Origin of the sequence: Pseudomonas sp. EYE_354 (genome assembly GCF_023148575.1) — a bacterium.
Lineage (GTDB): Bacteria > Pseudomonadota > Gammaproteobacteria > Pseudomonadales > Pseudomonadaceae > Aquipseudomonas.
Genome location: NZ_JAHXNQ010000009.1, coordinates 1 through 24,897, shown reverse-complemented (window position 1 = coordinate 24,897; position 24,897 = coordinate 1). Strand labels below are relative to the sequence as shown.

Here is a 24,897-nt window from a genome sequence, read left to right as displayed (position 1 = left end):
AGAGGAAACCCCTGTGATCCGCGTACTGGTAGCCGAAGACCACACCATCGTTCGTGAAGGGATCAAGCAGTTGATCGGCCTGGCCAAAGACCTGCTCGTGGTGGGCGAGGCCAGTAATGGCGAGCAGTTGCTGGAGACCTTGCGTCACGTGCCGTGCGAGGTGGTATTGCTGGACATCTCGATGCCAGGCGTCAACGGCCTGGAAGCGATTGCGCGGATTCGCACGCTGAGCAACCCGCCGGCGATCCTGGTGCTGTCGATGCACGATGAGGCGCAAATGGCCGCCCGTGCCTTGAAGGTGGGCGCCGCGGGTTATGCGACCAAGGACAGTGACCCGGCGCTGCTGCTCACGGCGATTCGCAAGGTCGCGGCCGGCGGGCGGTATATCGACCCGGACCTGGCCGACCGCATGGTCTTCGAGGTCGGCCTCACCGATACCCGGCCCTTGCATTCGTTGCTCTCGGAGCGTGAGTTCTCGGTGTTCGAGCGCTTGGCCCAGGGCGCCAACGTCAACGACATCGCCCAGCAACTGGCGCTGAGCAGCAAGACCATCAGCACCCACAAGGCGCGCTTGATGCAAAAACTCAACATCACCTCCCTGGCCGAACTGGTGAAGTACGCGATGGAGCACAAGCTTCTGTAGCGACATATCTATTAACGACACCCCACAAAACAGCGCTGCGCCCGTTCTTGAGGCTTGCAGCTCGCCGCTTGCGGTTGCCCTGTCCAGTGCCCGCCATTCGTGTAGGGCGATCCCTACACCAAACCTTCCATCCGGCTGATGCAATTCTCTCTTGGCTCCCGATTTCCGGGGCCTCGCCCCTGGACTACGCTTGTGCCACAGCAGTCCAAAACACAAAGGTGCGGGTATGAGCGAGGTGGATTCAAATGATGTACTGGTCAGCTTTCGTGGCGTGCAGAAGAGCTACGACGGCGAGAACCTGATCGTCAAAGACCTCAACCTGGAGATTCGCAAGGGCGAGTTCCTCACCCTGCTCGGGCCTTCCGGTTCGGGCAAGACCACCAGCCTGATGATGCTGGCCGGCTTTGAAACGCCGACCGCCGGGGAAATCCAGCTGGCCGGGCGCTCGATCAACAACGTGCCGCCGCACAAGCGCGACATCGGCATGGTGTTCCAGAACTATGCGTTGTTCCCGCACATGACCGTGGCCGAGAACCTGGCGTTCCCGCTGTCGGTACGCGGGTTGAGCAAGACCGACATCAGCGAGCGCGTCAAACGCGTGCTGAGCATGGTCCAGCTCGACGCGTTCGCCCAGCGCTACCCGGCGCAGTTGTCCGGCGGCCAGCAACAGCGCGTGGCATTGGCCCGGGCGCTGGTGTTCGAACCGCAACTGGTGCTGATGGACGAACCTCTCGGCGCCCTCGACAAGCAACTGCGCGAACACATGCAGATGGAGATCAAGCACCTGCACCAGCGCCTGGGCGTGACGGTGGTGTACGTGACCCACGACCAGGGCGAAGCCTTGACCATGTCTGACCGGGTGGCGGTGTTTCACCAGGGCGAGATCCAGCAGATCGCCGCGCCACGGACCTTGTACGAAGAGCCGAAGAACACCTTTGTCGCCAATTTTATTGGCGAGAACAACCGCCTCAACGGTCGCCTGCACAGCCACACCGGCGACCGCTGCGTGGTGGAATTGGCGCGCGGAGAGAAAGTCGAGGCGCTGGCGGTGAATGTGGGGCAGCTCGGTGGCCCGGTGACGCTGTCGGTGCGCCCGGAGCGCGTCAGCCTCAATGGTTCCAGCGAAGCATGCGTCAATCGCTTTTCCGGGCGGGTGGCCGAATTTATCTACCTGGGCGACCACGTGCGTGTGCGCCTGGAAGTCTGCGGCAAGGCCGATTTTTTTGTGAAACAACCAATTGCCGAGCTGGATCCAGCCCTGGCCGTTGGCGACGTGGTACCGATTGGCTGGCAAGTCGAGCACGTTCGCGCACTCGACCCACTTCTAGAGGCGAATTAATCGCCCCCATGGCTTCACCAACCCTGCACGTGGAGAGAACAACAATGTTGAGTTCCTTGAAGTATTCCGTCCTGGCATTGAGCTTGATGGGCGCGACACAGGCCATGGCCGGCCCGGACCTGACCGTCGTGTCCTTTGGTGGCGCGAATAAGGCCGCCCAGGTCAAGGCCTTCTACGCACCGTGGGAAAGCGCGGGCAACGGCAAGATCGTCGCCGGCGAGTACAACGGCGAAATGGCCAAGGTCAAAGCCATGGTCGACACCAAGAGCGTGTCCTGGGACCTGGTGGAAGTTGAATCGCCGGAGCTGTCCCGTGGTTGCGACGAAGACATGTTCGAGCCGCTGGACCCGAAACTGTTCGGTGACAGCGCCAACTACGTGAAGGGCGCGATCCAGCCATGCGGCGTGGGTTTCTTCGTATGGTCGACGGTGCTGGCGTACAACGCCGATAAATTGGCTTCCGCCCCGACAAGCTGGGTGGATTTCTGGGACACCAAGAAATTCCCGGGCAAGCGCGGCCTGCGTAAAGGCGCCAAGTACACCCTGGAATTCGCACTGATGGCCGATGGCGTTGCGCCGAAGGACGTTTACAAAGTGCTGGCCGGCAAAGATGGCCAGGACCGTGCCTTCAAGAAACTCGACGAACTCAAACCGTCGATTCAATGGTGGGAAGCCGGCGCACAGCCGCCGCAATACCTCGCCTCGGGTGACGTTGTGATGAGCTCGGCCTACAACGGCCGCATCGCTGCCGTGCAAAAAGAAAGCAATCTCAAAGTGGTGTGGAACGGCGGCATCTATGACTTCGACGCCTGGGCCATTCCAAAAGGCCTGGCCAAAGACCGCGCCGAAGCCGCGAAGAAATTCATCGCCTTCTCGGTCGCGCCGCAGCAGCAGAAGACCTACTCGGAAAACATCGCTTACGGCCCGGCCAACACCCAAGCCGTACCGTTGCTGGCCAAGGACATCCTCAAGGACATGCCGACCACCCCGGAAAACATCGCCAACCAGGTGCAGATCGATGTGAGCTTCTGGGCGGATAACGGTGAGCAACTCGAGCAGCGCTTTAACTCGTGGGCCGCTAAATAACCCGCCTGCCGTGCTCGATGGGCGCTCCTTGTGAGCGGGTTTCTGTGGTGACCTGGCTTCTGTGCTGAGCAGGCTTGCATGGTGACCGGCTCCCGTGGTGAGCGGATTTATGTGGTGAGTAGATGTCTGTGGTGAGCGGGCTTGCCCCGCGCGGGACTGCGAAGCAGTGCCAAAAACCGCAGGCCTCTCCTGCTCACCACAGCCTCAGAGCCCAGGCACAGGTTTATCGTCATTTTTTTGTATTTCGGAGTTAGCCATGGCCATCGCCGTTCCCTCGAACGAGGTCAACAGCCCCACCCTCAAGCAGCGCCTGGCGCGTGCCGAGCGGCTCAATCGCTGGAAGGCCCAGGCCTTGATTGCGCCGCTGGTGCTGTTTTTGCTGCTGGTGTTCCTGGTGCCGATTGTCGCGTTGTTGTTCAAGAGCGTCGGCAACGAGGAAGTGGTGGGCGGTTTGCCGCGTACCGTGGTGGCGGTGAAGGCCTGGGATGGCCGTGGCTTGCCGGGCGAACCGGTGTATCAGGCCCTCAGTGAGGACCTGGGCGAGGCTCGCAAAAAACAGACCTTGGGCGATCTGTCCAAACGCTTGAACATGGAACTGGCCGGCTATCGCAGCCTGCTGACCAAAACCGCGCGGGCGCTGCCGTTTACCGAAGCGCCGGCCTCTTATAAAGAAGCGCTGGAAAACCTCGACGAACGCTGGGGCGACCCGGCGTACTGGCAGGCGATCCGGCGCAATACCAGCAGCCTGACGCCGTACTATCTGCTGGCGGCCGTCGATCACCGTATCGACGACCTGGGCGAAATCGCCCCAGCCACCCCGGACCAGGCGATCTACCTGGATATTTTCGCCCGCACGTTCTGGATGGGCCTGGTAATCACCGCCATCTGCCTGCTGCTGGCGTACCCCCTGGCTTACCTGCTGGCTAACCTGCCGGCGCGTAAGAGCAATTTGCTGATGATTCTGGTGTTGTTGCCGTTCTGGACCTCGATCCTGGTGCGGGTCGCTGCGTGGATCGTGCTGCTGCAATCGGGCGGCTTGATCAACAGCGCGTTGATGGGCATGGGCCTGATCGACAAACCCATGGAGCTGGTGTTCAACCGCACCGGTGTCTACATCTCCATGGTGCATATCCTGCTGCCGTTCATGATCCTGCCGATCTACAGCGTGATGAAAGGCATCTCACCCACCTACATGCGTGCGGCGATTTCCCTGGGCTGCCACCCGTTCACCAGCTTCTGGCGCGTGTACTTCCCGCAGACCTACGCCGGCGTTGGCGCCGGTTGCCTGTTGGTGTTCATCCTGGCGATTGGTTACTACATCACCCCGGCCTTGCTGGGCAGCCCGAACGACCAGATGGTCAGCTACTTCGTGGCCTTCTACACCAACACCAGTATCAACTGGGGCATGGCGACAGCGCTGGGTGGCTTGCTGCTGCTGGCGACCGTGGTGCTGTACCTGATCTACAACCGACTGGTCGGCGCCAGCCGCCTGCGCCTGAGCTGAGGAGACCTTGCGATGCTGAGCCCTTATATGTCCCCCGTGGAACGGGTGTGGTTCTACAGCTTGCGGATCCTCTGCGGTCTGATCCTGCTGTTCCTGATCCTGCCCGTGCTGGTGATCATCCCACTGTCGTTCAACAGCGGCAGCTTCCTGGTGTACCCGCTGCAAGGCTTCTCACTGCACTGGTATCAGGACTTCTTCGCCTCGGCCGAATGGATGCGTGCCCTGAAAAACAGCATCATCGTGGCCCCCGCGGCCACGGTGTTGGCCATGGTCTTCGGGACCCTGGCGGCGATCGGCCTGACCCGTGGCAATTTCCCCGGCAAGGCGCTGGTCATGGCCCTGGTAATTTCGCCCATGGTGGTGCCGGTGGTGATCATCGGTGTGGCCAGTTATCTGTTCTTTGCGCCGCTGGGCCTGGGTAACAGCTTCTTCTCGCTGATTGTGGTGCATGCCGTGCTCGGCGTGCCCTTCGTGATCATCACCGTGTCGGCGACGTTGCAAGGGTTCAACCATAACCTGGTGCGAGCCGCGGCCAGTCTGGGGGCTTCGCCATTGACCGCGTTTCGTCGAGTGACGTTGCCGCTGATTGCGCCCGGGGTGATTTCCGGGGCGCTGTTCGCCTTTGCCACCTCGTTCGATGAGGTGGTGGTGACGCTGTTCCTCGCCGGCCCCGAGCAAGCGACCCTGCCACGGCAGATGTTCAGCGGTATCCGCGAAAACCTCAGCCCGACGATCGCGGCAGCCGCGACCTTGCTGATTGCCTTCTCGGTGTTGCTGTTGCTGACCCTGGAATGGCTGCGTGGACGTAGCGAAAAACTGCGTACGGCCCAGGTCTAAAACCTGGAAGCGATCAAAATGTGGGAGGGCTAAGCCCCTTCCACTGTGGTTGTGTGGTGGGCCAGCAAGACCATTCAGCTTCTGAATGCTAGGCAACCTCAAATACCAAGCTACTCTTGTGCCAGCCCATTTCAGAATAAGAGGCCGCGCACATGAGTACTTCCTCATTCAAGATCGCCCACAAACTGTTGACCGGCGCTGGCGCCATCGAGCAACTGGCCGCCGAACTCACCCGACTGGACGTAGATAACCCGCTGATTGTCACTGACGCGGTGCTGGTCAAATCCGGCACCGTGGCGCTGGCGCTTGAGCACCTGGGCGAGCGCAGTTACGAAATCTTCGACCGCGTGCTGCCCGACCCGGAAATCGCCATCGTCGAAGACTGCATGCAGGCCTACCGCGACGGCGGGCACGACGGCCTGATCGGTCTGGGCGGCGGCAGTGCCATCGACATCGCCAAGAGCGTGGCCGCCTATGCCGGGTACCACGGCGCGCTGGCGGACTTGTTCGGTGTCGACCAGGTGCCGCGCAAGGGCCCGCCGCTGATCGCCATTCCCACCACGGCCGGCACCGGCTCGGAGGTGACCAATGTGGCGATCCTCTCGGACAAGGTTGCGCAGTTGAAAAAGGGTATCGTCAGTGACTACCTGCTGCCGGACGTGGCGCTGATCAGCCCGCAAATGACCCTCACCTGCCCGCGCAGCGTCACCGCCGCCAGTGGCGTGGATGCGCTGGTGCATGCGATTGAAGCCTACCTGTCGCTGAATGCTTCGCCGATCACCGATGCCTTGGCCATTGGCGCGATCAAGCTCATTGCCAAGGCGCTTCCCAAGGCTTACGCCAACCCGGCCAACCTGCAGGCCCGCGACGATATGGCCACCGCCAGCCTGATGGCCGGCATGGCCTTCGGCAACGCCGGGGTGGGCGCGGTACATGCCTTGGCCTATCCGTTGGGCGGGCGTTTCAATATCGCCCATGGCGTCAGCAACGCGTTGTTGCTGCCCTATGTGATGCACTGGAACAAGCTGGCCTGTGTGGAACGCATGCAGGACATCGCCCAGGCCATGGGCGTCAACGTTGCCGGGCTGAGTGTCAATGAGGCGGCGGACCAGGCCGTCGAGGCCATGACGCGACTGTGTGCCGCAGTAGAGATCCCGGCAGGATTGCGCAGTTTCGGGATTGCCGAAGACGCGATCCCGGCCATGGCTGCCGAAGCTGCGGGGATCGAACGGCTGATGCGCAACAACCCGCGCAAGCTCAGCGTGGCGGATATCGAAAAAATCTACCGGGCCGCTTACTAGCCATTGAGACAGGTCACGGTGCGCAGGGCAAAGCATGAGGTATACAATGCGCGCCATCGTGATTTAGCTCAGAAAAGGTGCGTCATGCAGCCCTTCGTTATTGCCCCATCGATTCTCTCCGCCGATTTCGCCCGTCTGGGTGAGGAAGTGGATAACGTGTTGGCCGCCGGTGCCGACTTCGTGCACTTCGATGTCATGGACAACCACTACGTGCCCAACCTGACCATCGGTCCGATGGTCTGCGCGGCGCTGCGCAAATATGGCGTCACCGCGCCCATCGATGCGCATTTGATGGTCAGCCCGGTGGACCGCATCATCGGTGATTTCATCGACGCCGGCGCCACCTACATCACCTTCCACCCGGAAGCCTCGCTGCACGTCGACCGCACCCTGCAATTGATCCGCGAAGGCGGCTGCAAGGCGGGCCTGGTGTTCAACCCGGCCACCCCGCTGGACGTGCTCAAGTACGTGATGGACAAGGTCGACATGGTGCTGCTGATGAGCGTCAACCCAGGCTTCGGCGGGCAGAAATTCATTCCCGGTACCCTCGATAAACTACGAGAAGCCCGCGCGTTGATTGATGCATCGGGTCGTGATATCCGCCTGGAAATCGACGGTGGGGTCAACGTCAACAATATCCGTGAAATCGCCGCTGCCGGTGCCGACACGTTCGTCGCCGGTTCGGCGATCTTCAATGCACCGAACTATCAGGAGGTCATCGACAAGATGCGTGCCGAACTGGCCCTGGCGCGTCCATGAGCGGCTTTGAGCAGTTGTTCCCCGGCAAACTGCCACGGCTGGTGATGTTCGATCTGGACGGTACGTTGATCGACTCGGTGCCTGACCTGGCGGCAGCGGTGGATGAGATGCTGCTCAAACTGGGGCGCAAGCCTGCGGGGCTCGAGTCGGTACGCGACTGGGTCGGCAATGGCGCCCAGATGCTGGTGCGCCGGGCCCTGGCCAACCATATCGATGCTGACGGCGTCGATGAGCGTGAGGCCGAGCACGCCCTTGAGTTGTTCAACGCCGCGTACGAAGGCGGCCACGAACTGACCGTGGTTTACCCCGGCGTACGCGACACGCTCAAGTGGCTGAGCAAACAGGGCGTGGAAATGGCCCTGATCACCAACAAGCCGGAGCGTTTCGTCGCGCCGCTGTTGGATCAGATGAAAATCGGCCGGTATTTTCGCTGGATCATCGGTGGCGATACCCTGCCGCAGAAGAAACCTGATCCGGCGGCGCTGTTTTTTGTGATGAAAATGGCCAATATCCCGGCGTCTCAGTCGTTGTTCGTCGGCGATTCACGCAGCGATGTGCAGGCGGCGAAAGCCGCGGGCGTGCAGTGCGTAGCCTTGAGCTATGGCTACAACCACGGTCGGCCGATCGCCGAAGAGTCGCCGGCACTGGTGATTGATGACCTGCGACTGCTAATCCCCGGTTGCTTGGGAGCGGGCGCTGAGATAACGTTGCCCGATACCGATCCGTCCCCTTCTGGAAATCCCATCGTGGTGGTCACTCGCAAACTCTGGATGAAAGTCATCAAGGCCCTGGCCCGCTGGCGTTGGCGCGCCTGACTGATCCCGGCCGCGCTCCGCGGCACGTTTGCCTACCTGACTGTTAGACCCTCACACCACGAGGCACCTCATGATCCGCGAAGAATTCCTGCGTTTGGCCGCTGCCGGCTATAACCGTATTCCCCTGGCCTGCGAAACCCTGGCCGACTTCGACACACCGCTGTCGATCTACCTCAAACTGGCCGACGAGCCCAACTCCTATCTGTTGGAGTCGGTGCAGGGCGGCGAGAAGTGGGGGCGTTATTCGATCATCGGCCTGCCATGCCGCACCGTGATGCGGGTGCATGACCATCACGTGAGCATCACCCATGACGGCGTCGAGATCGAAAGCCACGAGGTTGAAGACCCGCTGGCCTTTGTCGAAACCTTCAAGGCGCGCTACAACGTACCGACCATCCCCGGTCTGCCACGCTTCAATGGCGGCCTGGTGGGTTATTTCGGCTACGACTGCGTGCGTTATGTGGAAAAGCGCCTGGGCAAATGCCCGAACCCGGACCCGCTGGGGGGGCCGGACATTCTGCTGATGGTCTCCGATGCGGTGGTGGTGTTCGATAACCTTGCCGGCAAAATGCACGCGATTGTGCTGGCCGACCCGGCCCGGGCGGATGCCTTCGAGCAAGGCCAAGCGAGCCTTGAAGCGCTGCTGGAAAAACTGCGTCAGCCGATCACCCCGCGTCGTGGCCTGGACCTCAGCCGTCCACCGGCGGCCGACCCGATCTTTCGTTCAAGCTTTACCCAGGCTGACTACGAGCGCGCCGTGGACACCATCAAGGAATACATCCTCGCCGGCGACTGCATGCAGGTGGTGCCATCGCAACGGATGTCCATCGACTTCAAGGCCGCGCCTATCGATCTGTACCGGGCGCTGCGCTGCTTCAACCCGACGCCGTACATGTACTTCTTCAACTTTGGTGACTTCCACGTGGTGGGCAGTTCGCCGGAAGTGCTGGTGCGCGTCGAAGACAACCTGATCACCGTGCGCCCGATCGCCGGCACCCGCCCACGTGGCGCGACCGAAGAGGCCGACCTGGCGCTGGAAGAAGACCTGCTCAGCGACGACAAGGAAATCGCCGAGCACTTGATGCTGATCGACCTGGGCCGCAACGACACCGGCCGCGTCTCGGAAATCGGCTCGGTGAAATTGACCGAAAAGATGGTCATCGAGCGTTATTCCAACGTGATGCACATCGTGTCCAACGTCACCGGCGAACTGAAAGCCGGGTTGACCGCGATGGACGCGTTGCGCGCGATTCTGCCGGCCGGCACCTTGTCGGGTGCGCCGAAGATCCGTGCGATGGAAATCATCGACGAGCTGGAACCGGTCAAGCGCGGCGTCTACGGCGGCGCCGTGGGGTATTTCGCCTGGAACGGCAACATGGACACCGCTATTGCGATCCGCACGGCCGTGATCAAGGACGGGGAGCTGCACGTGCAGGCCGGTGGCGGGATTGTCGCCGACTCGGTGCCGGCCCTCGAATGGGAAGAAACCCTGAACAAGCGCCGCGCGATGTTCCGCGCCGTTGCGCTGGCTGAACAGACCCCCAATTCCTGAGGTTTCCCCCATGTTGCTGATGATCGATAACTACGACTCCTTTACCTACAACGTTGTGCAGTACCTGGGCGAACTGGGTGCCGAGGTCAAGGTGGTGCGCAACGACGAACTGAGCGTGGCCGAAATCGCTGCGCTGAACCCCGAGCGCATCGTGGTCTCGCCGGGCCCGTGCACGCCGACCGAGGCCGGTATTTCCCTTGAAGCCATCCGGTATTTCGCCGGCAAGCTGCCGATCCTGGGCGTGTGCCTGGGCCACCAGTCCATCGGCCAGGCGTTTGGCGGCGACGTGGTGCGCGCGCGTCAGGTGATGCACGGCAAGACCAGCCCGGTGTTCCATAAAGACCTGGGTGTGTTTCAGGCACTGAATAACCCGGTGACGGTGACGCGCTACCACTCGCTGGTGGTCAAGCGCGAAACCCTGCCGGACTGCCTGGAACTGACCGCGTGGACCCAGCTGGAAGATGGCTCGGTCGACGAAATCATGGGCCTGCGTCACAAGACACTGAATATCGAAGGGGTGCAATTTCACCCGGAGTCAATCCTCACCGAGCAGGGCTACGAGCTGTTCGCTAATTTTCTCAAGCAGAGCGGCGGCACGCGCTAAGGACTTTCCATGGATATCAAGACTGCCCTGAGCCGTATCGTCGGCCATCTGGACCTGACCACCGCTGAAATGAGCGATGTGATGCGCGAAATCATGACCGGTCAGTGCACTGACGCGCAGATCGGCGCGTTCATGATGGCCATGCGCATGAAGAGCGAAAGCATCGATGAAATCGTCGGCGCCGTTTCGGTGATGCGCGAATTGGCGGACAAAGTTGAGCTCAAGACCCTCGACGGTGTGGTCGACGTGGTTGGCACCGGCGGTGACGGTGCGAATATCTTCAACGTGTCGACGGCGTCGTCGTTTGTGGTTGCGGCGGCGGGTTGCACCGTGGCCAAACACGGTAACCGTGCGGTGTCGGGCAAGAGCGGCAGCGCCGACCTGTTGGAAGCAGCGGGTATCTACCTGAACCTCACGCCGGTGCAGGTGGCGCGTTGCATCGATAACGTCGGCATCGGCTTCATGTTCGCCCAGTCGCACCACGGTGCAATGAAACACGCCGCCGGCCCGCGTAAAGACCTGGGTCTGCGTACCCTGTTCAACATGCTCGGCCCGCTTACGAATCCGGCCGGTGTGAAGCACCAGGTCGTCGGAGTGTTCAGCCAGGCGCTGTGCCGGCCATTGGCCGAGGTGCTGCAACGCATGGGCAGCAAGCATGTGCTGGTGGTGCACTCCAAAGACGGCCTGGACGAGTTCAGTCTGGCCGCGCCGACCTTCGTTGCGGAGCTGAAGAATGACCAGATCACCGAGTACTGGGTCGAACCCGAAGACCTGGGCATGAAAAGCCAGAGCCTGCACGGTCTGGCGGTGGAAAGCCCGGCGGCGTCCCTGGAACTGATTCGTGATGCCTTGGGTCGACGCAAGACCGAGAACGGTCAAAAGGCAGCGGAGATGATTGTTCTGAATGCTGGCGCGGCACTTTACGCAGCCGACCATGCCTATAGTCTTAAAGAAGGTGTCGCATTGGCCCACGATGCACTGCACACCGGTCTGGCTCGCGAGAAGCTCGAAGAACTCGGAGCATTCACCGCCGTATTCAAGATGGAGAATGAAGGATGAGCGTGCCGACCGTTCTGGAAAAAATCCTTGCCCGCAAAGCCGAAGAGGTCGCCGAGCGCCGCGCGCGCGTGAGCCTCTCGGAGCTTGAAGCCCAAGCGAAAGCGGCCGATGCGCCGCGCGGTTTTGCCAATGCCCTGATCGCTCAGGCGAAAAAGAAGCAGCCGGCGGTGATTGCCGAGATTAAAAAGGCCTCGCCAAGTAAAGGCGTGATCCGTGAGAACTTTGTACCGGCTGAAATCGCGGCCAGCTATGAAAAGGGCGGCGCGACGTGCCTGTCGGTACTGACCGATATTGATTTCTTCCAGGGCTCCGACCTGTTCCTGCAACAGGCCCGCGCCGCGTGCAAGTTGCCGGTGATCCGCAAGGATTTCATGGTCGATCCGTACCAGATCGTCGAAGCCCGTGCGTTGGGTGCCGATTGCGTGTTGTTGATCGTCTCTGCCCTGGATGACGTGAAGATGGCCGAATTGGCCGCCGTGGCCAAAAGCGTCGGCCTGGATGTGTTGGTGGAAGTACACGACGGCGATGAGCTGGAGCGTGCGCTGAAAACCCTCGACACGCCGCTGGTGGGGGTCAACAACCGTAATTTGCATACTTTCGAAGTCAGCCTGGAAAACACTCTCGACCTGCTGCCGCGCATTCCACGCGACCGCCTGGTGATCACCGAGAGTGGCATCGTCAATCGCGCCGACGTGGAACTGATGGAAATCAGCGACGTGTATTCGTTCCTGGTGGGCGAGACGTTCATGCGTGCCGAAAACCCGGGCGCCGAACTGCAACGTCTGTTCTTCCCGGAGCGTGGTGTGTCGGTCAGCGGTTCGACTCTGGACTGACCCGAATGTGGGAGAGGGCTTGCCCACGATTGCAGGGCTCCAGTCACTGCGTCTGTTGACTGATCCTCCGCTATCGGGCGCAAAGCCCCCTCCCACATTGTTCCCCGGATAGGTAGGCGTTCGATGACTCAGCCCGTAAAGATGACTGTCGAAGCAGGGCTCGCCGCCGAGCAGGCTTTGCTGGCGGCAGTGTGCGCAGGTGATCAGGCGTTCGGTCTGTTGTTCTGGCAGCCCAGCGATCAAGCCTTGGTCATGCCGCGTCGCCTCAGTCGCCTTCCCCATTTTGATAAGGCCAGCCAGCTCTCGGCTGACGCCGGTTGGCCGGTGCTGCTGCGCGAGACCGGTGGCGAGCCAGTGCCGCAGTCGGCCGCCACGGTGAATATCGCCCTGGTCTACGCACCGCCGCGCAGTGAAGGCGACCAGGGGCGTATCGAAACCGGTTACCAACGTTTATGTCAGCCGGTCTGCGACTTGCTGATCGAGTTAGGCGGCGATGCCTCTGTGGGTGAAATCGATGGGGCGTTTTGCGACGGTCGCTATAACGTCAATCTCGATGGCCGCAAAATGGTCGGCACCGCCCAGCGCTGGCGGCAAAGCGGTGGGCGCCCGGTGGGGTTGGTGCACGGAGCGTTGTTGCTGGATAACGATCGCGAAGCGCTGATTGCCGCGGTCAACCGTTTTAATGAAGCGTGTGGTCTCGACCAGCGTGTGCGGGCCGACAGTCATATTGCCCTGCACGAAGTCTTCCCGGCGCCGGACGCCATTGGCCGGCTGGATACCTTGTACCGTCAGATGCTGGCCAGTTTCCTGCCGGTTTAACGGGTACCGAACACCACCATCGTCTTGCCTTTGACGTTCACCAGGTTGCGCTCCTCCAGGTCCTTGAGTACGCGGCCGACCATCTCCCTTGAGCAGCCAACAATGCGCCCGATTTCCTGGCGCGTGACTTTGATCTGCATGCCGTCGGGGTGAGTCATGGCGTCGGGTTGCTTGCACAATTCCAGCAGGCAGCGGGCTACGCGGCCGGTGACGTCGAAGAACGCCAGGTCGCCGACCTTGCGTGTGGTGTCGCGCAGACGCTGGGCGATCTGGCCGCTGAGGGCGTAGAGAATGTCGGGGTCATGTTGGGCCAGTTCGCGAAATTTGGTGTAGCTGATCTCGGCCACGTCGCATTCGACCTTGGCGCGCACCCAGGCGCTGCGTTCTTGTTCCTTGCCTGCTTGTTCAAACAACCCCAGCTCGCCAAAGAAGTCCCCGGTATTGAGGTAGGCGATGATCATTTCGCGACCGTCTTCGTCTTCGATCAGGATAGTGACCGACCCCTTGATAATGAAGAACAGCGTTTCGGAACGCTCGCCGGCACAGATGATGTTGTGCTTGGCCGGATAGCGCCGGCGCTGGCAATGCATCAGTAGCTTGTCGAGATTCTTAATCTTGGGTATGGGCGTAAAAGCAACCATGGTTGTATCCCGAAAAGGCGCGCGATGGGGTTGGAATTGTTGTACTCAGCGGTATCGGCATTGATACACGCTGTATGAAGGGTGGCAATGCGCCACTCATTTGGCGCCAGCTTACCAGACACATCCTGACTCGATTAGCGAATTTACCTGGCAAGCCTGGGTTATTGATCGCTTTGCCGGGAAATGCTGCCGCCAGTGGGCCCTGTGCTAAGCTGGCGACCCTTTTTTAGCAGTGGAGTCTGGGCGATGAAGGCACGCATCCAATGGGCGGGCGAAGCCATGTTCCTCGGTGAGTCGGGCAGTGGCCATGTTGTGGTCATGGATGGTCCGCCGGAAGCCGGTGGCCGCAACCTGGGCGTACGTCCGATGGAAATGCTCCTGCTTGGCGTAGGCGGTTGCAGCAATTTCGACGTGGTCAGCATCCTGAAAAAATCCCGCCAGGCCGTAGAAAGCTGCGAAGCCTTCCTGGAAGCCGAGCGCGCCACTGAAGATCCGAAGGTGTTCACCAAGATCCACATGCACTTCGTGGTGAAAGGGCGTGCGTTGAAGGAAGCGCAAGTCAAGCGCGCCATCGAACTGTCGGCCGAGAAGTACTGTTCGGCATCGATCATGCTCGGCGCGGCCGGCGTGGTGATCACCCATGATTACGAGATTATCGAACTGGGTTGATTGCCAATCCGCAGCTACAAAAAAGGGCGCTTGATAGCGCCCTTTTTTGTAGCTGCGGATTGGGTCAGATGCGGTAGGTACTTTTGGTCATGACCTTGGCCATCAGACTCATGCCGAATCTAACCGGCGCCGGAAAGCGAAAGCCGCCGGCATCCAATGCGCTTTCTGCGTGATGTTCTTCATCGATGCGCATTTGCTCGAGAATCGCCCGGGACTTTTCGTCTTCGACGGGCAATTGCTCAAGGTGCTCATCCAGGTGCTTGCACACTTGGTGTTCTGTCGCGGCGACGAAACCGAGGCTGACCTTGTCGCTGATCAGCCCCGCCGCCGCGCCAATGCCGAACGACAAACCATAAAACAGTGGGTTGAGTACGCTGGGATGGCTGCCCAGTTGGCGAATACGCTGTTCGCACCAGGCCAGGTGGTCGATTTCTTCCTCGGCGGCATGCTCCATAGCGGCGCGTACCTGCGGCAGCTTGGCGGTCAGGGCCTGGCCCTGGTAAAGCGCCTGGGCACACACTTCGCCGGTATGGTTGATGCGCATAAGGCCGGCGACATGACGGGTCTCTGTCTCGCTCATTTGTGCGTCAGGTTGCACGATGGCGGGCGACGGACGGTAGGGCTGGCCGCTGAAAGGCAACAATGTGCGCATGGCCGTGTCGGCTTGCAGCAACAGACGATCAATCGGCGAGTAGTGACGTTGTGTAGTCATGCTGACCTCCGGGAAGAATCTCGGCGGCCAGTTTACCGCAAGAGAGGGGGGAGCGTTTGCGCTGAGTCAAAGGCAGGGTGGGGCGCAGCCTGCGGCGCGCCGCACCCAAAGACCGGTCAGCCTGGCGGCCAGTTCATCTGGCGCTGACCCAGCACGTGCATATGGATGTGATAGACGGTTTGCCCGCCCAGTTCATTACAGTTCATGACGACTCGGAATCCTTCCTCGCAGCCGAGTTCAAGCGCCAGGCGCTGGGCCGTGAACAGGATATGCCCGGCCAGTGCCTTGTCTTCTTCCTTGAGGTCATTGAGGGTGCGGATTGGTTTCTTCGGGATCACCAGAAAATGTACCGGTGCCTGAGGGGCGATATCGTGGAAGGCCAGGACTTGGTCATCTTCGTAGATAATCTTGGCGGGTATTTCTCTGTTGATGATCTTGGTGAACAGAGTATCCACAGCTGTTTCTCCATTATGTACGTGCAGGGGGAGTGTACTCAGGCTATCAGCGCGGGCAATAGGCCTTGTTGATCGCGCCGGCGATCTTGCGAGTCAGCCAGCGTGGGCTCAAGCGCGGGCTGAAGGCCAGCCAACGGTTGCGGCGGCCGGGAATGATGATGGCTTTGTTTCGTTGCAGCGCTCGCACGGTATACAGCGCGACCTCTTCCGGGCTCATGAGCAGTTCGCTGCGGTCGAGCTTGGCGGTGTCCATTTGCGCGGTGCCAAAGAACGCGGTGCGGGTTGGGCCCGGGCACAGCACCGAGACCTTGATGCCGCAGCTTTTGAGCTCTTCGCGCAACCCTTCGGAGAAGTGCAGCACATACGCTTTGCTGGCGTAGTAGCTACTCATCCATGGGCCGGGTTGGAACGCCGCAATCGAGGCGACATTGAGGATCTGCCCGCCGCCGTGCAGCGCCATGGTGTTGCCCACTGCGTGGCACATACGGGTGAGAGCGAGGATATTGACTTCGATAAGGTCTTGCTCGGTCATCCAGTCCTGGGCCAGGAAAGGCCCGCTGGTACCGATGCCGGCGCAGTTGACCAGCAAGTCGATCTGTCGCTCGCCTTCCTCAAGCTCCAGCAGAAACCCGGACAAGCGCAGCGGCTCTCCCAGGTCGCAGGCGCGCAGTAGCACCTCGACGCCGAAGCGTTGAGTCAATTCGAGTGCAATGCTTTCCAACTGATCACGCTGGCGGGCTACCAAAATCAAGCTGCGGCCGCGACGGGCCAAGGCTTCGGCCAAGGCCAGGCCGATGCCGCTGGAGGCACCGGTGATCAGAGCGTAACGGGTCATGCCTTTCTCCATCGCAACGCCCCCATCAATGATAGAGGCATCACGGAGGGGGGCGTTTCTTTACTGTTCTTCCGGGGAGTCTACAGGTTCGGCCGCTTCGTCAGCACTTTGCGCGTCTTCTTCCTCAACGATCACGCTTTGGTCGGCGTCTTCGTCGGAGGTGATCGAGCTGCTTTCGTAGCTGCTGTCCACATTGGCTTCGAGTTGGTCCAGGTAGCCGTTCATACCCAGCGACACCACGACAATGAGTATCAGCGGGATGAACGCCAGCCACAGCCAGGCCAGGACCTTGACCGCAGTGCTGTTGCGCGGTGGTGGTGCGCCGTATTGGTTGGCGCCCGTATTACCCGGCAGCACCAGCAGCAGCAGTGGGAAAATGCTGTTCACCAGCGGAACCAGGTTCAGCAGGTACAACCAGCCTGACCAGCCCAGGTCGTGCAAACGTTGCACACCGATTTGAACGCTGACCACAACCAGCGCAACGAACAGCGCCAAACCCAGCAGAGAACCGAGAATGATGGCGATCGTCGGCGACGCTGTCGCGATGGCGAAGCCCACGGTGCTGATAATGCCCGCAGCCACGAGCATTGCGACAGTCAGTACCAGCGTCCATGCCAGGTACCGCAGGCGACCGATACGCCCGTTGATGGTGAATACCTTGAGCTCGGCGTACTCCGGGAGATTTTCACCTACGGTTGCACGCGGCGGTGCGTAGGGTGAGGCGGCAGGGCTGGAGAAGTCCGGTGCGCTGGAGCTCGTCTCATGGGTTTCGGCGAGGCTGAACGCGACTGGCTGTTCGGCTTCGATACGCGCGTCCACGCCGGCGTTCTTCAGTGCAGTAAGGTAGGTTTCGGCATCGGGGCGCGACAGGTCGCGCTTCAGTGCAACCGGGCGACCGGTGAAGAGTTTTTCGATTTCCTCGACGGTGCTCTTGAACAGTTCGGCCAGGTTCAGCTTGGCCGTAGTGCTCTCAACACCCGGAAGCAAGCCTCCATCAAACACAATCTTGAAACGGTTGTCGCTCATGCGGGCATCCTTGTCATCCAACAATTAGGGGGCGCGCGGTCCACTCAAGCAGCAGACCTTGCGGTAGGTTCAGCGTGGCCAGCGTAACTGTGCTGCCTGCTCGCGAGCCTTGCGGTATTCGGCATCCAGGCGGGCAACGAGTTCATCGACGCCTGGCAAATCGTTAATCCCTCCGACGCCCTGGCCGGCGGACCATACGGTCTTCCAAGCCTTGGCTTCGTCGCTCAACGGCTTGAGCTTGGAACCGAAGTTGACTTCGCCCTTACCTTGCAGGGCCGCGAGGTCGAAGCCGGCATTTTCCAGACTTTGGCGCATAAAGCTAGCCGGCACACCGGAGACTGCGGGAGTGTGCACGATGTCGGCGGCGCGCGATGTGAGCAGCATCTCTTTATACGCATCTGGCGCGTGGCTTTCAGTGGTACCGATAAAGCGAGTGCCGAAATAAGCCAGGTCTGCGCCCAGCAACTGGGCGGCCAGGACCTCATGCCCATGGTTGAGGCAGCCAGCCAGCAGCAGGGTTTTGTCGAAGAACTGACGAATCTCGGCTATCAGCGAGAACGGGCTCCAGGTGCCAGCATGCCCACCCGCGCCGGCAGCGACGGCGATCAGGCCATCGACACCGGCTTCAGCGGCTTTTTCGGCGTGGCGTCGTGTAGTGACATCATGAAATACCAGCCCGCCGTAGCTGTGTACTGCATCCACCAGTTCTTTGACTGCGCCCAGGCTGGTGATCACGATCGGCACTTTGTGCTCGACGCAGATCGCCAGATCCGCCTCCAGACGTGGGTTGCTGTTATGCACGATGAGGTTGACGGCGTAGGGCGCGGGGTTGTCCAACAGGGCCAGGCCCGCTTCAATTTCCTCCAGCCAGGCCTTGAAACCACTGCTCTCGCGTTGGTTGAGCGCCGGGAAACTGCCGACTACGCCATTGCGGCAACACGCGAGGACCAGTTGCGGATTGGAAATCAGGAACATCGGCGCCACCACGACGGGCAGGCGCAAACGTTGTTCAAGCAGAGCGGGCAGCGACATGTGAGGTACCCCGAGTCATTGAAGTTAGAACGGTTTGACCACGACCAAAATTACGATAGCCAGCAATAACAGAACCGGGACTTCATTGAACCAGCGATAAAAGACATGGCTGCGGGTGTTTTCGCCACGGGCAAAGCGTTTTACCTGGGCGCCACACATATGGTGGTAGCCGATCAGCAACACCACCAGGGTGAGTTTGGCGTGAATCCACCCGCCCATGCTGAAGATGCCGGGGTTAAGAGCGATCAGCCAGATGCCGAACGCCAGGCTGGCAAGCATCGCCGGACCCATGATGCCACGGTACAGCTTGCGCTCCATGACGCTGAAGCGTTCCTTGCTGACCGTGTCCTCGCTTTGAGCGTGGTAGACGAACAGGCGCGGCAGGTAGAACAGCCCGGCAAACCAGCAGACGATGCTGACGATGTGGAAGGCTTTGACCCATAGATAGAGCATTTTAGTTATTCCCAGGTTCACGGTAGCGAAGATAGTAGTGGCTCATGCGTCCTTACGTCACGTTGGCGGTTGTCGCAGGACGATACGGCCCCTATTATCGACGGCTTTCCAGTGGTTCGTTGAGGGCAGGTTTATGGTCAAGGTCGGTATCGTCGGCGGCACGGGGTATACGGGTGTCGAATTGCTGCGTCTGTTGGCTCAGCATCCGCAAGCTGAGGTGGTGGTCATCACCTCTCGATCCGAGGCTGGCCTGGCCGTGGCCGACATGTATCCGAACCTGCGAGGTCACTACGATGGCCTGGCGTTCAGTGTTCCGGATATCAAGACCCTTGGTGCATGTGACGTGGTGTTCTTCGCCACGCCCCACGGTGTGGCCCACGCTCTGGCCGGTGAGTTGCTGGCGGCCGGTACCAAGGTGATCGACCTGTCGGCGGACTTCCGTCTGCAAGACGCCGATGAGTGGGCCAAATGGTACGGCCAACCGCACGGCGCGCCGCAACTGCTGGAAGAGGCGGTGTACGGCTTGCCGGAAGTCAATCGTGAGCAGATCAAGCAGGCGCGCCTTATTGCGGTGCCAGGTTGCTATCCGACCGCGACGCAGCTGGGTTTTCTGCCGTTGCTCGAAGCCGGGCTCGCTGATGCTTCGCGTCTGATCGCAGACTGCAAATCGGGCGTCAGCGGTGCCGGTCGCGGCGCGGCCGTGGGGTCGTTGTACTCCGAGACGTCGGAAAGCATGAAGGCCTACGCGGTAAAAGGTCATCGCCATCTGCCGGAAATTCGCCAGGGGCTGCGCCGTGCCGCCGGTAAGGATGTGGGCCTGACCTTTGTGCCGCACCTGACGCCGATGATCCGTGGTATTCACTCTACGTTGTACGCGACGGTTACCGATCGTTCGGTAGACCTGCAGGCCTTGTTCGAAAAGCGTTATGCGAATGAGCCGTTCGTCGACGTAATGCCGGCCGGCAGCCACCCGGAAACCCGCAGTGTGCGCGGTGCCAATGTCTGCCGTATTGCCGTGCACCGTCCGCAGGATGGTGACCTGGTGGTGGTGTTGTCGGTGATCGATAACTTGGTCAAGGGCGCGTCAGGGCAGGCCGTGCAGAACATGAACATCCTGTTCGGTCTGGACGAAAAGCTTGGCCTGTCCCATGCGGGCATGCTGCCTTAATCCGTATTGATGCTCATGCAAAAGGCCCGTTGATCGGGCCTTTTGTGTTTCTGATAGCGGCGATGCGGATTGATATACCGTAACAATAGTTGACCGCTTTTCTAGGAGAAGCGGATAATGCCCGCCATTACGCATATGGCGGCGCTACGCCGGGAGATTATCAGCATGAGCGTTGAATCCTTCACCCCCACGGCTTTGCAATTCACCCACGGTGCTGCGCACAAGGTGAAGAGCCTGGTCGATGAAGAGGGTAATGATCGCTTGAAGCTGCGCGTGTTCGTTACGGGCGGCGGTTGTTCAGGGTTTCAGTACGGTTTTACCTTCGATGAGGATGTAGCCGACGACGACACCATCGTTGAGCGCGAGGGCGTAAGCCTGGTCGTTGACCCGATGAGTTTCCAGTACTTGGCTGGTGCCGAGGTTGACTATCAGGAAGGTCTGGAGGGGTCGCGTTTTGTGATCAAGAATCCTAATGCCACCACCACTTGTGGTTGCGGGTCTTCGTTCTCGATCTGATCGAAAGGCTGATTCACCCGTAATCAAGAACGCCGCTTGGCTTTGATAGGCCAGGCGGCGTTTTTTTGTGTGGGCTTAGACCGGGTAGATCGCGCCCAGCACCCGTAACCCGCGCGCGCCGGTGACGCTGGGGCGGTTGGCAGCTATGCCGTTGAGGCAACAATGGGCGAGCCAGGCGAACGCCATGGCTTCGACCCAGTCCGGGTCGACGCCATATGCAGCGGTGCTGCTGACTTGGGTGGACGGTAGCAGGGTCGCCAGACGATTCATCAAGGTACCGTTATGGGCGCCGCCGCCACAGACCAGAAGGGTCTCGGTCGTGGGTTGTGCCGTTTGCAGTGACTCGACGATGGTCTGTGCGGTGAGTTCCAGCAGTGTCGCCTGGACGTCCTGGGCTTGGAACGCTGGCAATTGCCCAAGGTGCTGTTGCAGCCATTGCAGGTTGAACACTTCGCGACCGGTGCTTTTCGGGCCTTTGGTCAGGAAGAACGGATCACTTAGCAACGCATTGAGCAGTTGGGGCTCGACCTTGCCGCTGGCAGCCCATTGGCCATCACGGTCAAAGTGCTCGCCACGTTGCAGATGAATCCAGGCGTCCAGCAGGACATTGCCAGGGCCGCAGTCGAAGCCGGCTACGGGCTTGCCGGTTTCGATAAGGCTGAGGTTGCTGAATCCGCCGACATTCAATACCGCACGATTGCCGGTGCTCTCACCAAACAACGCCTCGTGAAAGGCTGGCACCAGCGGCGCACCCTGGCCGCCTGCTGCGACGTCGCGACTGCGGAAGTCACTGACTACGGTGATGTCCGTCAGCTCGGTGAGCATGGCAGGGTTGCCGATCTGGACGGTAAAGCCGCGGGCCGGTTCGTGGCGGATTGTCTGGCCATGGCTGCCAATCGCACGGATGTCCAGGGGCTTGAGATTGTGCTGTTTCAGCAGTGCTTGAATACCCTGGGCTGCGAGGCTGACCCAGCGCTGCTGGGCCATCGCTGAGCGGGCAATCTCATCCGGGCCGCTGGCGCACAGGCTAAGCAGCTCTGCGCGCAGGGTGTCCGGCATGGGGACGTAATGGGTAGCGATCAGTCTGATCGCCGGGCCTTGTTCGATCAGTGCAATATCCAGCCCATCGAGGCTGGTGCCCGACATCACGCCTATGTAGAGCGACATGGCTTAACGCTTTGCCGAAGCCAGCAGGGTGGAGCGCTCTTGGTCCATGCGAGCCATCAGTGGTTGGCTTTGTTGCATGAAGCGCGCGCGCTCTGCCTTGGCGATTGGGTCGGCCATCGGCAGCTTCTGGCCCAATGGGTCGACGTGCACGCCATTGACCTGGAATTCATAGTGCAAGTGCGGTCCGGTGGACAAGCCAGTTGTGCCGATATAACCAATCACTTGTCCCTGCTTCACATTGCCCCCAGTCTTCACGCCTTTGGCAAAACCTTGCATATGGCCGTACAGGGTGCGGTAGGTATTGCCATGCTGGATGATCACGGTATTACCGTACCCACCGCGGCGTCCGGCCAACAGCACCTTGCCATCACCGGCCGCTTTGATAGGCGTGCCGCGGGGGGCCGCATAATCGACGCCCTTGTGCGCGCGGATTTTGTTCAGAATTGGATGTTTGCGCCCCATTGAGAAGCGCGAGCTAATACGAGCGAAGTCTACCGGGGTGCGGATGAAGGCCTTGCGCATGCTATTGCCATCAGCCGTGTAGTAGCTGCTGTTGCCCTGCTTGTTGGTGTAGCGCACGGCGGTATAGGTCTTGCCACGGTTGGTAAAGCGCGCGGAGAGAATCGCGCCCGTGCCGACCACTTTGCCGTTGGCGACTTTCTGCTCGTAGATTACGTCGAATTCGTCACCCTGACGGATGTCCTGAGCAAAGTCGATGTCGTAGCCAAATACGCTGGCCATGTCCATGGTCATGCTATGGGACAGGCCGGCACGGGCGGCGGATTGGGAAAGCGAGCTGTTGATCACGCCGTGAACGTAGGCGGAGCGTGTAACGGGTTTGGTTGTGACGCGGTTGAAGGCAAAACCTTTGGCACCTTTGGTCAGGGAGATGCTTTCGAGGTCACTAACGCTGCTATGCAGGGTGCTCAACTGACCGTCTGGTGTCAGTTCGAACTCAAGCTTCTGGCCGTGCTTGAGCTGGGTGAATTGCTTGGCTTGTTTGTCACTGGCCAGTACTTCATTAACCGTAGCGGGGGGCAGGCCGACCTTTTCGAACAGGGTCGAGAGCGTATCGCCCTTGGCCACTATCACTTCGCGGTGCTGAGGGTTCCTGGCCGCATCTACTGTAGGTTTTGGCTGGTCCTGAACGGCTTGCTGGGTGTCTTCGGGCGAGCTGTCTATCTGAGCAAACGGTGATTCAGCTGGTGCAGTTGTGGCTTGTTGTGCGTCGGAAGCGTCTTGGTCTTGTGTCAGTTGTTCAGCTGGACTTTCCAGGTCAAGGCTCAAAGATGTTCGTTTGGCTTCTACGTCACTGGAAGGGAATACCAGGAGTGCCAGGCTAAGAAGGGCGGCGATACCACTTGCGGCGAGCAGGTGGGTCTTCGGGTAAAGCGGCGGCGCTTTAGACGGTTCAGTGGTCATAGGTAATTTGACTTTGAAGATGAAATGGAAAAGATGAATGACATGATGAAGATGAAATAACTGTATAAAATATAACCAAATCATCTGTGGCGCAAGCTCGCGAACGCTGGGCTTGCTGAACGGTGTCCGTGCGCAGGGCAAAACTTGTAATTAGTCCCTGATCTTGTATGGTTGGTTCCCTTTTGAATCTGAGCCTTGCGGGTCTGTTATGAAGTCGGTTGAAGAGCAGCTAGCGCTGATAAAACGTGGTGCGGAAGAACTGTTGGTCGAGGCCGAGCTGATCGAAAAGCTCAAGCGTGGCCAGCCCCTGCGTATTAAGGCTGGCTTTGATCCGACGGCGCCGGATCTGCACCTGGGTCATACCGTGCTTATTAATAAGCTGCGCCAGTTTCAGGAGCTGGGGCATCAGGTCATCTTTCTTATTGGTGACTTCACCGGGATGATCGGCGACCCGAGCGGCAAAAGCGCGACGCGTCCGCCATTGACGCGTGAGCAGGTGCTCGATAACGCGGAGACTTACAAGACCCAGGTGTTCAAGATTCTTGATCCCGCCAAGACTGAGGTGGCGTTCAACTCTACCTGGATGGATCAGATGGGGCCGGCTGATTTCATTCGCCTGACATCCCAGTACACGGTGGCGCGTATGCTTGAGCGTGATGATTTCGACAAGCGCTACTCCACCAACCAGCCGATCGCTATTCACGAGTTCCTTTATCCATTGGTTCAAGGGTATGACTCTGTGGCGCTGCGGGCGGACGTTGAGTTGGGTGGTACTGATCAGAAATTTAACCTGTTGATGGGGCGGGAGCTGCAGCGTGCGTATGGTCAGGAAGCGCAGTGCATTCTGACCATGCCATTGTTGGAGGGTTTGGATGGTGTCAAGAAAATGTCCAAGTCCCTGGGCAACTATGTGGGTATCCAGGAGGCGCCGGGTGTTATGTACGGCAAGCTCGTCTCCATTCCTGATGCTTTGATGTGGCGGTACTTCGAACTGCTGAGCTTCCGCTCGATGGACGAAATCAATGCTTTGCGCGCAGATGTTGAGGCGGGCGTCAATCCGCGTGATGTGAAGATCAAGCTGGCGGAAGAGATCGTTGCGCGCTTCCATGGTGACGAGGCGGCAGCCAATGCGCATCGCGCTGCAGGCAATCGCATGAAGGATGGTGAGTTGCCGGACGATCTGCCGGAAATTGAGCTGAGTGCTGCCGAGGCGATGCCAATCGCTGCTGTCCTTAATAAGGCGGGCCTGGTTAAGAATTCGGCGGTTGCGCGCGACCTTCTTGGTTCTGGCGGTGTGCGTATAGATGGTGAGGTTGTTGATCGCACTTTTATATACGAGCTGGGCGCGACCCACGTTTGTCAGGCGGGTAAGAAGGCATTTGCGCGTATTACGCTCAGATCTGAATAAGTGCTCAAATAGAGGTTGACGGCGAATTATATCTGTCTATAATTCGCCCCACTTCCGGCGCAGTCGAAACGGAAAACTCTATGGTAAACAATGAGTTAAGCGGTTTTCGGCAGTAAGGTGCTTCAGTTCATCGAAGCCAAAAGGAAGTTGAAAAAGAGGTGTTGACAGCAGCGTGTAACGCTGTAGAATTCGCCTCCCGCTGAAGAGAGATCTGAAGCGCAAGTGGTTGAAGTTGTTGAAGAA

26 protein-coding genes are annotated in these 24,897 nt (G+C 59.9%); 17 read left to right on the top strand and 9 right to left on the bottom strand.

Going from position 1 to position 24,897, the window contains the following annotated elements:
- Positions 1-13: 13 nt before the first annotated feature.
- The 13 genes from KZX66_RS14060 to KZX66_RS14000 all read left to right on the top strand — a co-directional run bounded on the left by KZX66_RS14060 (position 14) and on the right by KZX66_RS14000 (position 13,150).
- Positions 14-643: a response regulator transcription factor gene (locus KZX66_RS14060; RefSeq protein ID WP_248080253.1), complete on the top strand. Its 630-nt coding sequence runs from the start codon at positions 14-16 to the stop codon at positions 641-643.
- A gap of 226 nt (positions 644-869) precedes the next feature.
- Positions 870-1,982: an ABC transporter ATP-binding protein gene (locus KZX66_RS14055; protein ID WP_248080251.1), complete on the top strand. Its 1,113-nt coding sequence runs from the start codon at positions 870-872 to the stop codon at positions 1,980-1,982.
- Positions 1,983-2,026: 44 nt separating this feature from the next.
- Positions 2,027-3,067, top strand: coding sequence for an ABC transporter substrate-binding protein (locus KZX66_RS14050; RefSeq protein WP_248080249.1), 1,041 nt, complete (start codon positions 2,027-2,029; stop codon positions 3,065-3,067).
- 256 nt (positions 3,068-3,323) lie between these two features.
- Positions 3,324-4,571 (top strand): ABC transporter permease, encoded by a 1,248-nt coding sequence (locus tag KZX66_RS14045; protein WP_248080248.1) that lies wholly within the window; start codon positions 3,324-3,326, stop codon positions 4,569-4,571.
- Positions 4,572-4,583: 12 nt separating this feature from the next.
- On the top strand, positions 4,584-5,408 hold the full coding sequence (locus tag KZX66_RS14040) for an ABC transporter permease (protein ID WP_017739612.1): 825 nt from the start codon (positions 4,584-4,586) through the stop codon (positions 5,406-5,408).
- A gap of 152 nt (positions 5,409-5,560) precedes the next feature.
- Positions 5,561-6,709 carry an iron-containing alcohol dehydrogenase gene (locus KZX66_RS14035; protein ID WP_248080247.1) on the top strand — a complete coding sequence of 383 codons (1,149 nt, stop codon included), beginning with the start codon at positions 5,561-5,563 and terminating at the stop codon, positions 6,707-6,709.
- 84 nt (positions 6,710-6,793) lie between these two features.
- On the top strand, positions 6,794-7,468 hold the full coding sequence (rpe, locus tag KZX66_RS14030) for a ribulose-phosphate 3-epimerase (protein WP_248080246.1): 675 nt from the start codon (positions 6,794-6,796) through the stop codon (positions 7,466-7,468).
- Positions 7,465-8,283, top strand: a complete 819-nt coding sequence (locus KZX66_RS14025; RefSeq protein ID WP_248080245.1) for a phosphoglycolate phosphatase — start codon at positions 7,465-7,467, stop codon at positions 8,281-8,283. The genes rpe and KZX66_RS14025 overlap by 4 nt, the downstream gene beginning before the upstream one ends.
- A gap of 70 nt (positions 8,284-8,353) precedes the next feature.
- Complete coding sequence (gene trpE / locus KZX66_RS14020) at positions 8,354-9,835, top strand: anthranilate synthase component I (RefSeq protein WP_248080244.1); 1,482 nt, start codon at positions 8,354-8,356, stop codon at positions 9,833-9,835.
- 10 nt (positions 9,836-9,845) lie between these two features.
- Positions 9,846-10,439, top strand: a complete 594-nt coding sequence (locus tag KZX66_RS14015) for an aminodeoxychorismate/anthranilate synthase component II (RefSeq protein WP_248080243.1) — start codon at positions 9,846-9,848, stop codon at positions 10,437-10,439.
- A gap of 9 nt (positions 10,440-10,448) precedes the next feature.
- The gene (trpD, locus tag KZX66_RS14010; RefSeq protein WP_248080241.1) at positions 10,449-11,498 is read left to right on the top strand and encodes an anthranilate phosphoribosyltransferase; all 1,050 of its coding nucleotides are present in this window, start codon (positions 10,449-10,451) and stop codon (positions 11,496-11,498) included.
- Positions 11,495-12,331 carry an indole-3-glycerol phosphate synthase TrpC gene (gene trpC, locus KZX66_RS14005; RefSeq protein WP_248080239.1) on the top strand — a complete coding sequence of 279 codons (837 nt, stop codon included), beginning with the start codon at positions 11,495-11,497 and terminating at the stop codon, positions 12,329-12,331. Before trpD ends, trpC begins: the two co-directional genes overlap by 4 nt.
- Before the next feature lie 123 nt (positions 12,332-12,454).
- On the top strand, positions 12,455-13,150 hold the full coding sequence (locus tag KZX66_RS14000) for a lipoate--protein ligase family protein (protein ID WP_248080237.1): 696 nt from the start codon (positions 12,455-12,457) through the stop codon (positions 13,148-13,150).
- Here KZX66_RS14000 and crp read toward each other — a convergent pair.
- The gene (gene crp, locus KZX66_RS13995; protein WP_248080235.1) at positions 13,147-13,791 is read right to left on the bottom strand and encodes a cAMP-activated global transcriptional regulator CRP; all 645 of its coding nucleotides are present in this window, start codon (positions 13,789-13,791) and stop codon (positions 13,147-13,149) included. The two genes, KZX66_RS14000 and crp, sit on opposite strands and share 4 nt — an antisense overlap.
- Before the next feature lie 246 nt (positions 13,792-14,037).
- Here crp and KZX66_RS13990 point away from each other — a divergent pair, with 246 nt between their 5' ends.
- Positions 14,038-14,460: an OsmC family protein gene (locus KZX66_RS13990; protein WP_003194686.1), complete on the top strand. Its 423-nt coding sequence runs from the start codon at positions 14,038-14,040 to the stop codon at positions 14,458-14,460.
- 64 nt (positions 14,461-14,524) lie between these two features.
- Here the strand turns inward: KZX66_RS13990 and coq7 are convergent, their stop codons facing one another.
- The 6 genes from coq7 to hemJ form a co-directional block, all read right to left on the bottom strand.
- Positions 14,525-15,172 (bottom strand): 2-polyprenyl-3-methyl-6-methoxy-1,4-benzoquinone monooxygenase, encoded by a 648-nt coding sequence (coq7, locus tag KZX66_RS13985; protein ID WP_248080233.1) that lies wholly within the window; start codon positions 15,170-15,172, stop codon positions 14,525-14,527.
- 116 nt (positions 15,173-15,288) lie between these two features.
- Entirely contained in the window at positions 15,289-15,627 is a 339-nt protein-coding gene (locus tag KZX66_RS13980; protein WP_248080231.1) for a histidine triad nucleotide-binding protein, read from the bottom strand.
- Between the two features lie 46 nt (positions 15,628-15,673).
- A complete protein-coding gene (locus KZX66_RS13975) occupies positions 15,674-16,462 on the bottom strand; it encodes an SDR family oxidoreductase (RefSeq protein ID WP_248080229.1) in 789 nt (262 codons plus the stop codon).
- Between the two features lie 60 nt (positions 16,463-16,522).
- Positions 16,523-17,488, bottom strand: a complete 966-nt coding sequence (locus KZX66_RS13970; RefSeq protein ID WP_248080227.1) for a DUF805 domain-containing protein — start codon at positions 17,486-17,488, stop codon at positions 16,523-16,525.
- Between the two features lie 69 nt (positions 17,489-17,557).
- The gene (locus KZX66_RS13965) at positions 17,558-18,520 is read right to left on the bottom strand and encodes a nitronate monooxygenase family protein (protein WP_248080225.1); all 963 of its coding nucleotides are present in this window, start codon (positions 18,518-18,520) and stop codon (positions 17,558-17,560) included.
- A 24-nt stretch (positions 18,521-18,544) separates the two neighbouring features.
- A complete protein-coding gene (gene hemJ, locus KZX66_RS13960) occupies positions 18,545-18,973 on the bottom strand; it encodes a protoporphyrinogen oxidase HemJ (RefSeq protein WP_248080223.1) in 429 nt (142 codons plus the stop codon).
- Between the two features lie 133 nt (positions 18,974-19,106).
- On the opposite strand from hemJ, the gene argC reads away from it, so the two are divergent.
- Both argC and erpA read left to right on the top strand, forming a co-directional pair.
- Positions 19,107-20,141 carry an N-acetyl-gamma-glutamyl-phosphate reductase gene (argC, locus tag KZX66_RS13955; protein ID WP_057013901.1) on the top strand — a complete coding sequence of 345 codons (1,035 nt, stop codon included), beginning with the start codon at positions 19,107-19,109 and terminating at the stop codon, positions 20,139-20,141.
- A 165-nt stretch (positions 20,142-20,306) separates the two neighbouring features.
- Positions 20,307-20,657 (top strand): iron-sulfur cluster insertion protein ErpA, encoded by a 351-nt coding sequence (gene erpA, locus KZX66_RS13950; protein ID WP_003176443.1) that lies wholly within the window; start codon positions 20,307-20,309, stop codon positions 20,655-20,657.
- Positions 20,658-20,732: 75 nt separating this feature from the next.
- On the opposite strand, the gene KZX66_RS13945 is transcribed toward erpA, so the two are convergent.
- Together KZX66_RS13945 and KZX66_RS13940 are read right to left on the bottom strand one after the other, a co-directional pair.
- Positions 20,733-21,824 carry an anhydro-N-acetylmuramic acid kinase gene (locus tag KZX66_RS13945; protein ID WP_248080221.1) on the bottom strand — a complete coding sequence of 364 codons (1,092 nt, stop codon included), beginning with the start codon at positions 21,822-21,824 and terminating at the stop codon, positions 20,733-20,735.
- Positions 21,825-21,827: 3 nt separating this feature from the next.
- Positions 21,828-23,246 (bottom strand): peptidoglycan DD-metalloendopeptidase family protein, encoded by a 1,419-nt coding sequence (locus KZX66_RS13940; protein ID WP_248080679.1) that lies wholly within the window; start codon positions 23,244-23,246, stop codon positions 21,828-21,830.
- Between the two features lie 208 nt (positions 23,247-23,454).
- Between KZX66_RS13940 and tyrS the strand changes: the two genes are divergently transcribed.
- Positions 23,455-24,654 carry a tyrosine--tRNA ligase gene (gene tyrS / locus KZX66_RS13935; RefSeq protein WP_248080219.1) on the top strand — a complete coding sequence of 400 codons (1,200 nt, stop codon included), beginning with the start codon at positions 23,455-23,457 and terminating at the stop codon, positions 24,652-24,654.
- The last annotated feature ends 243 nt before the right edge of the window (positions 24,655-24,897 follow it).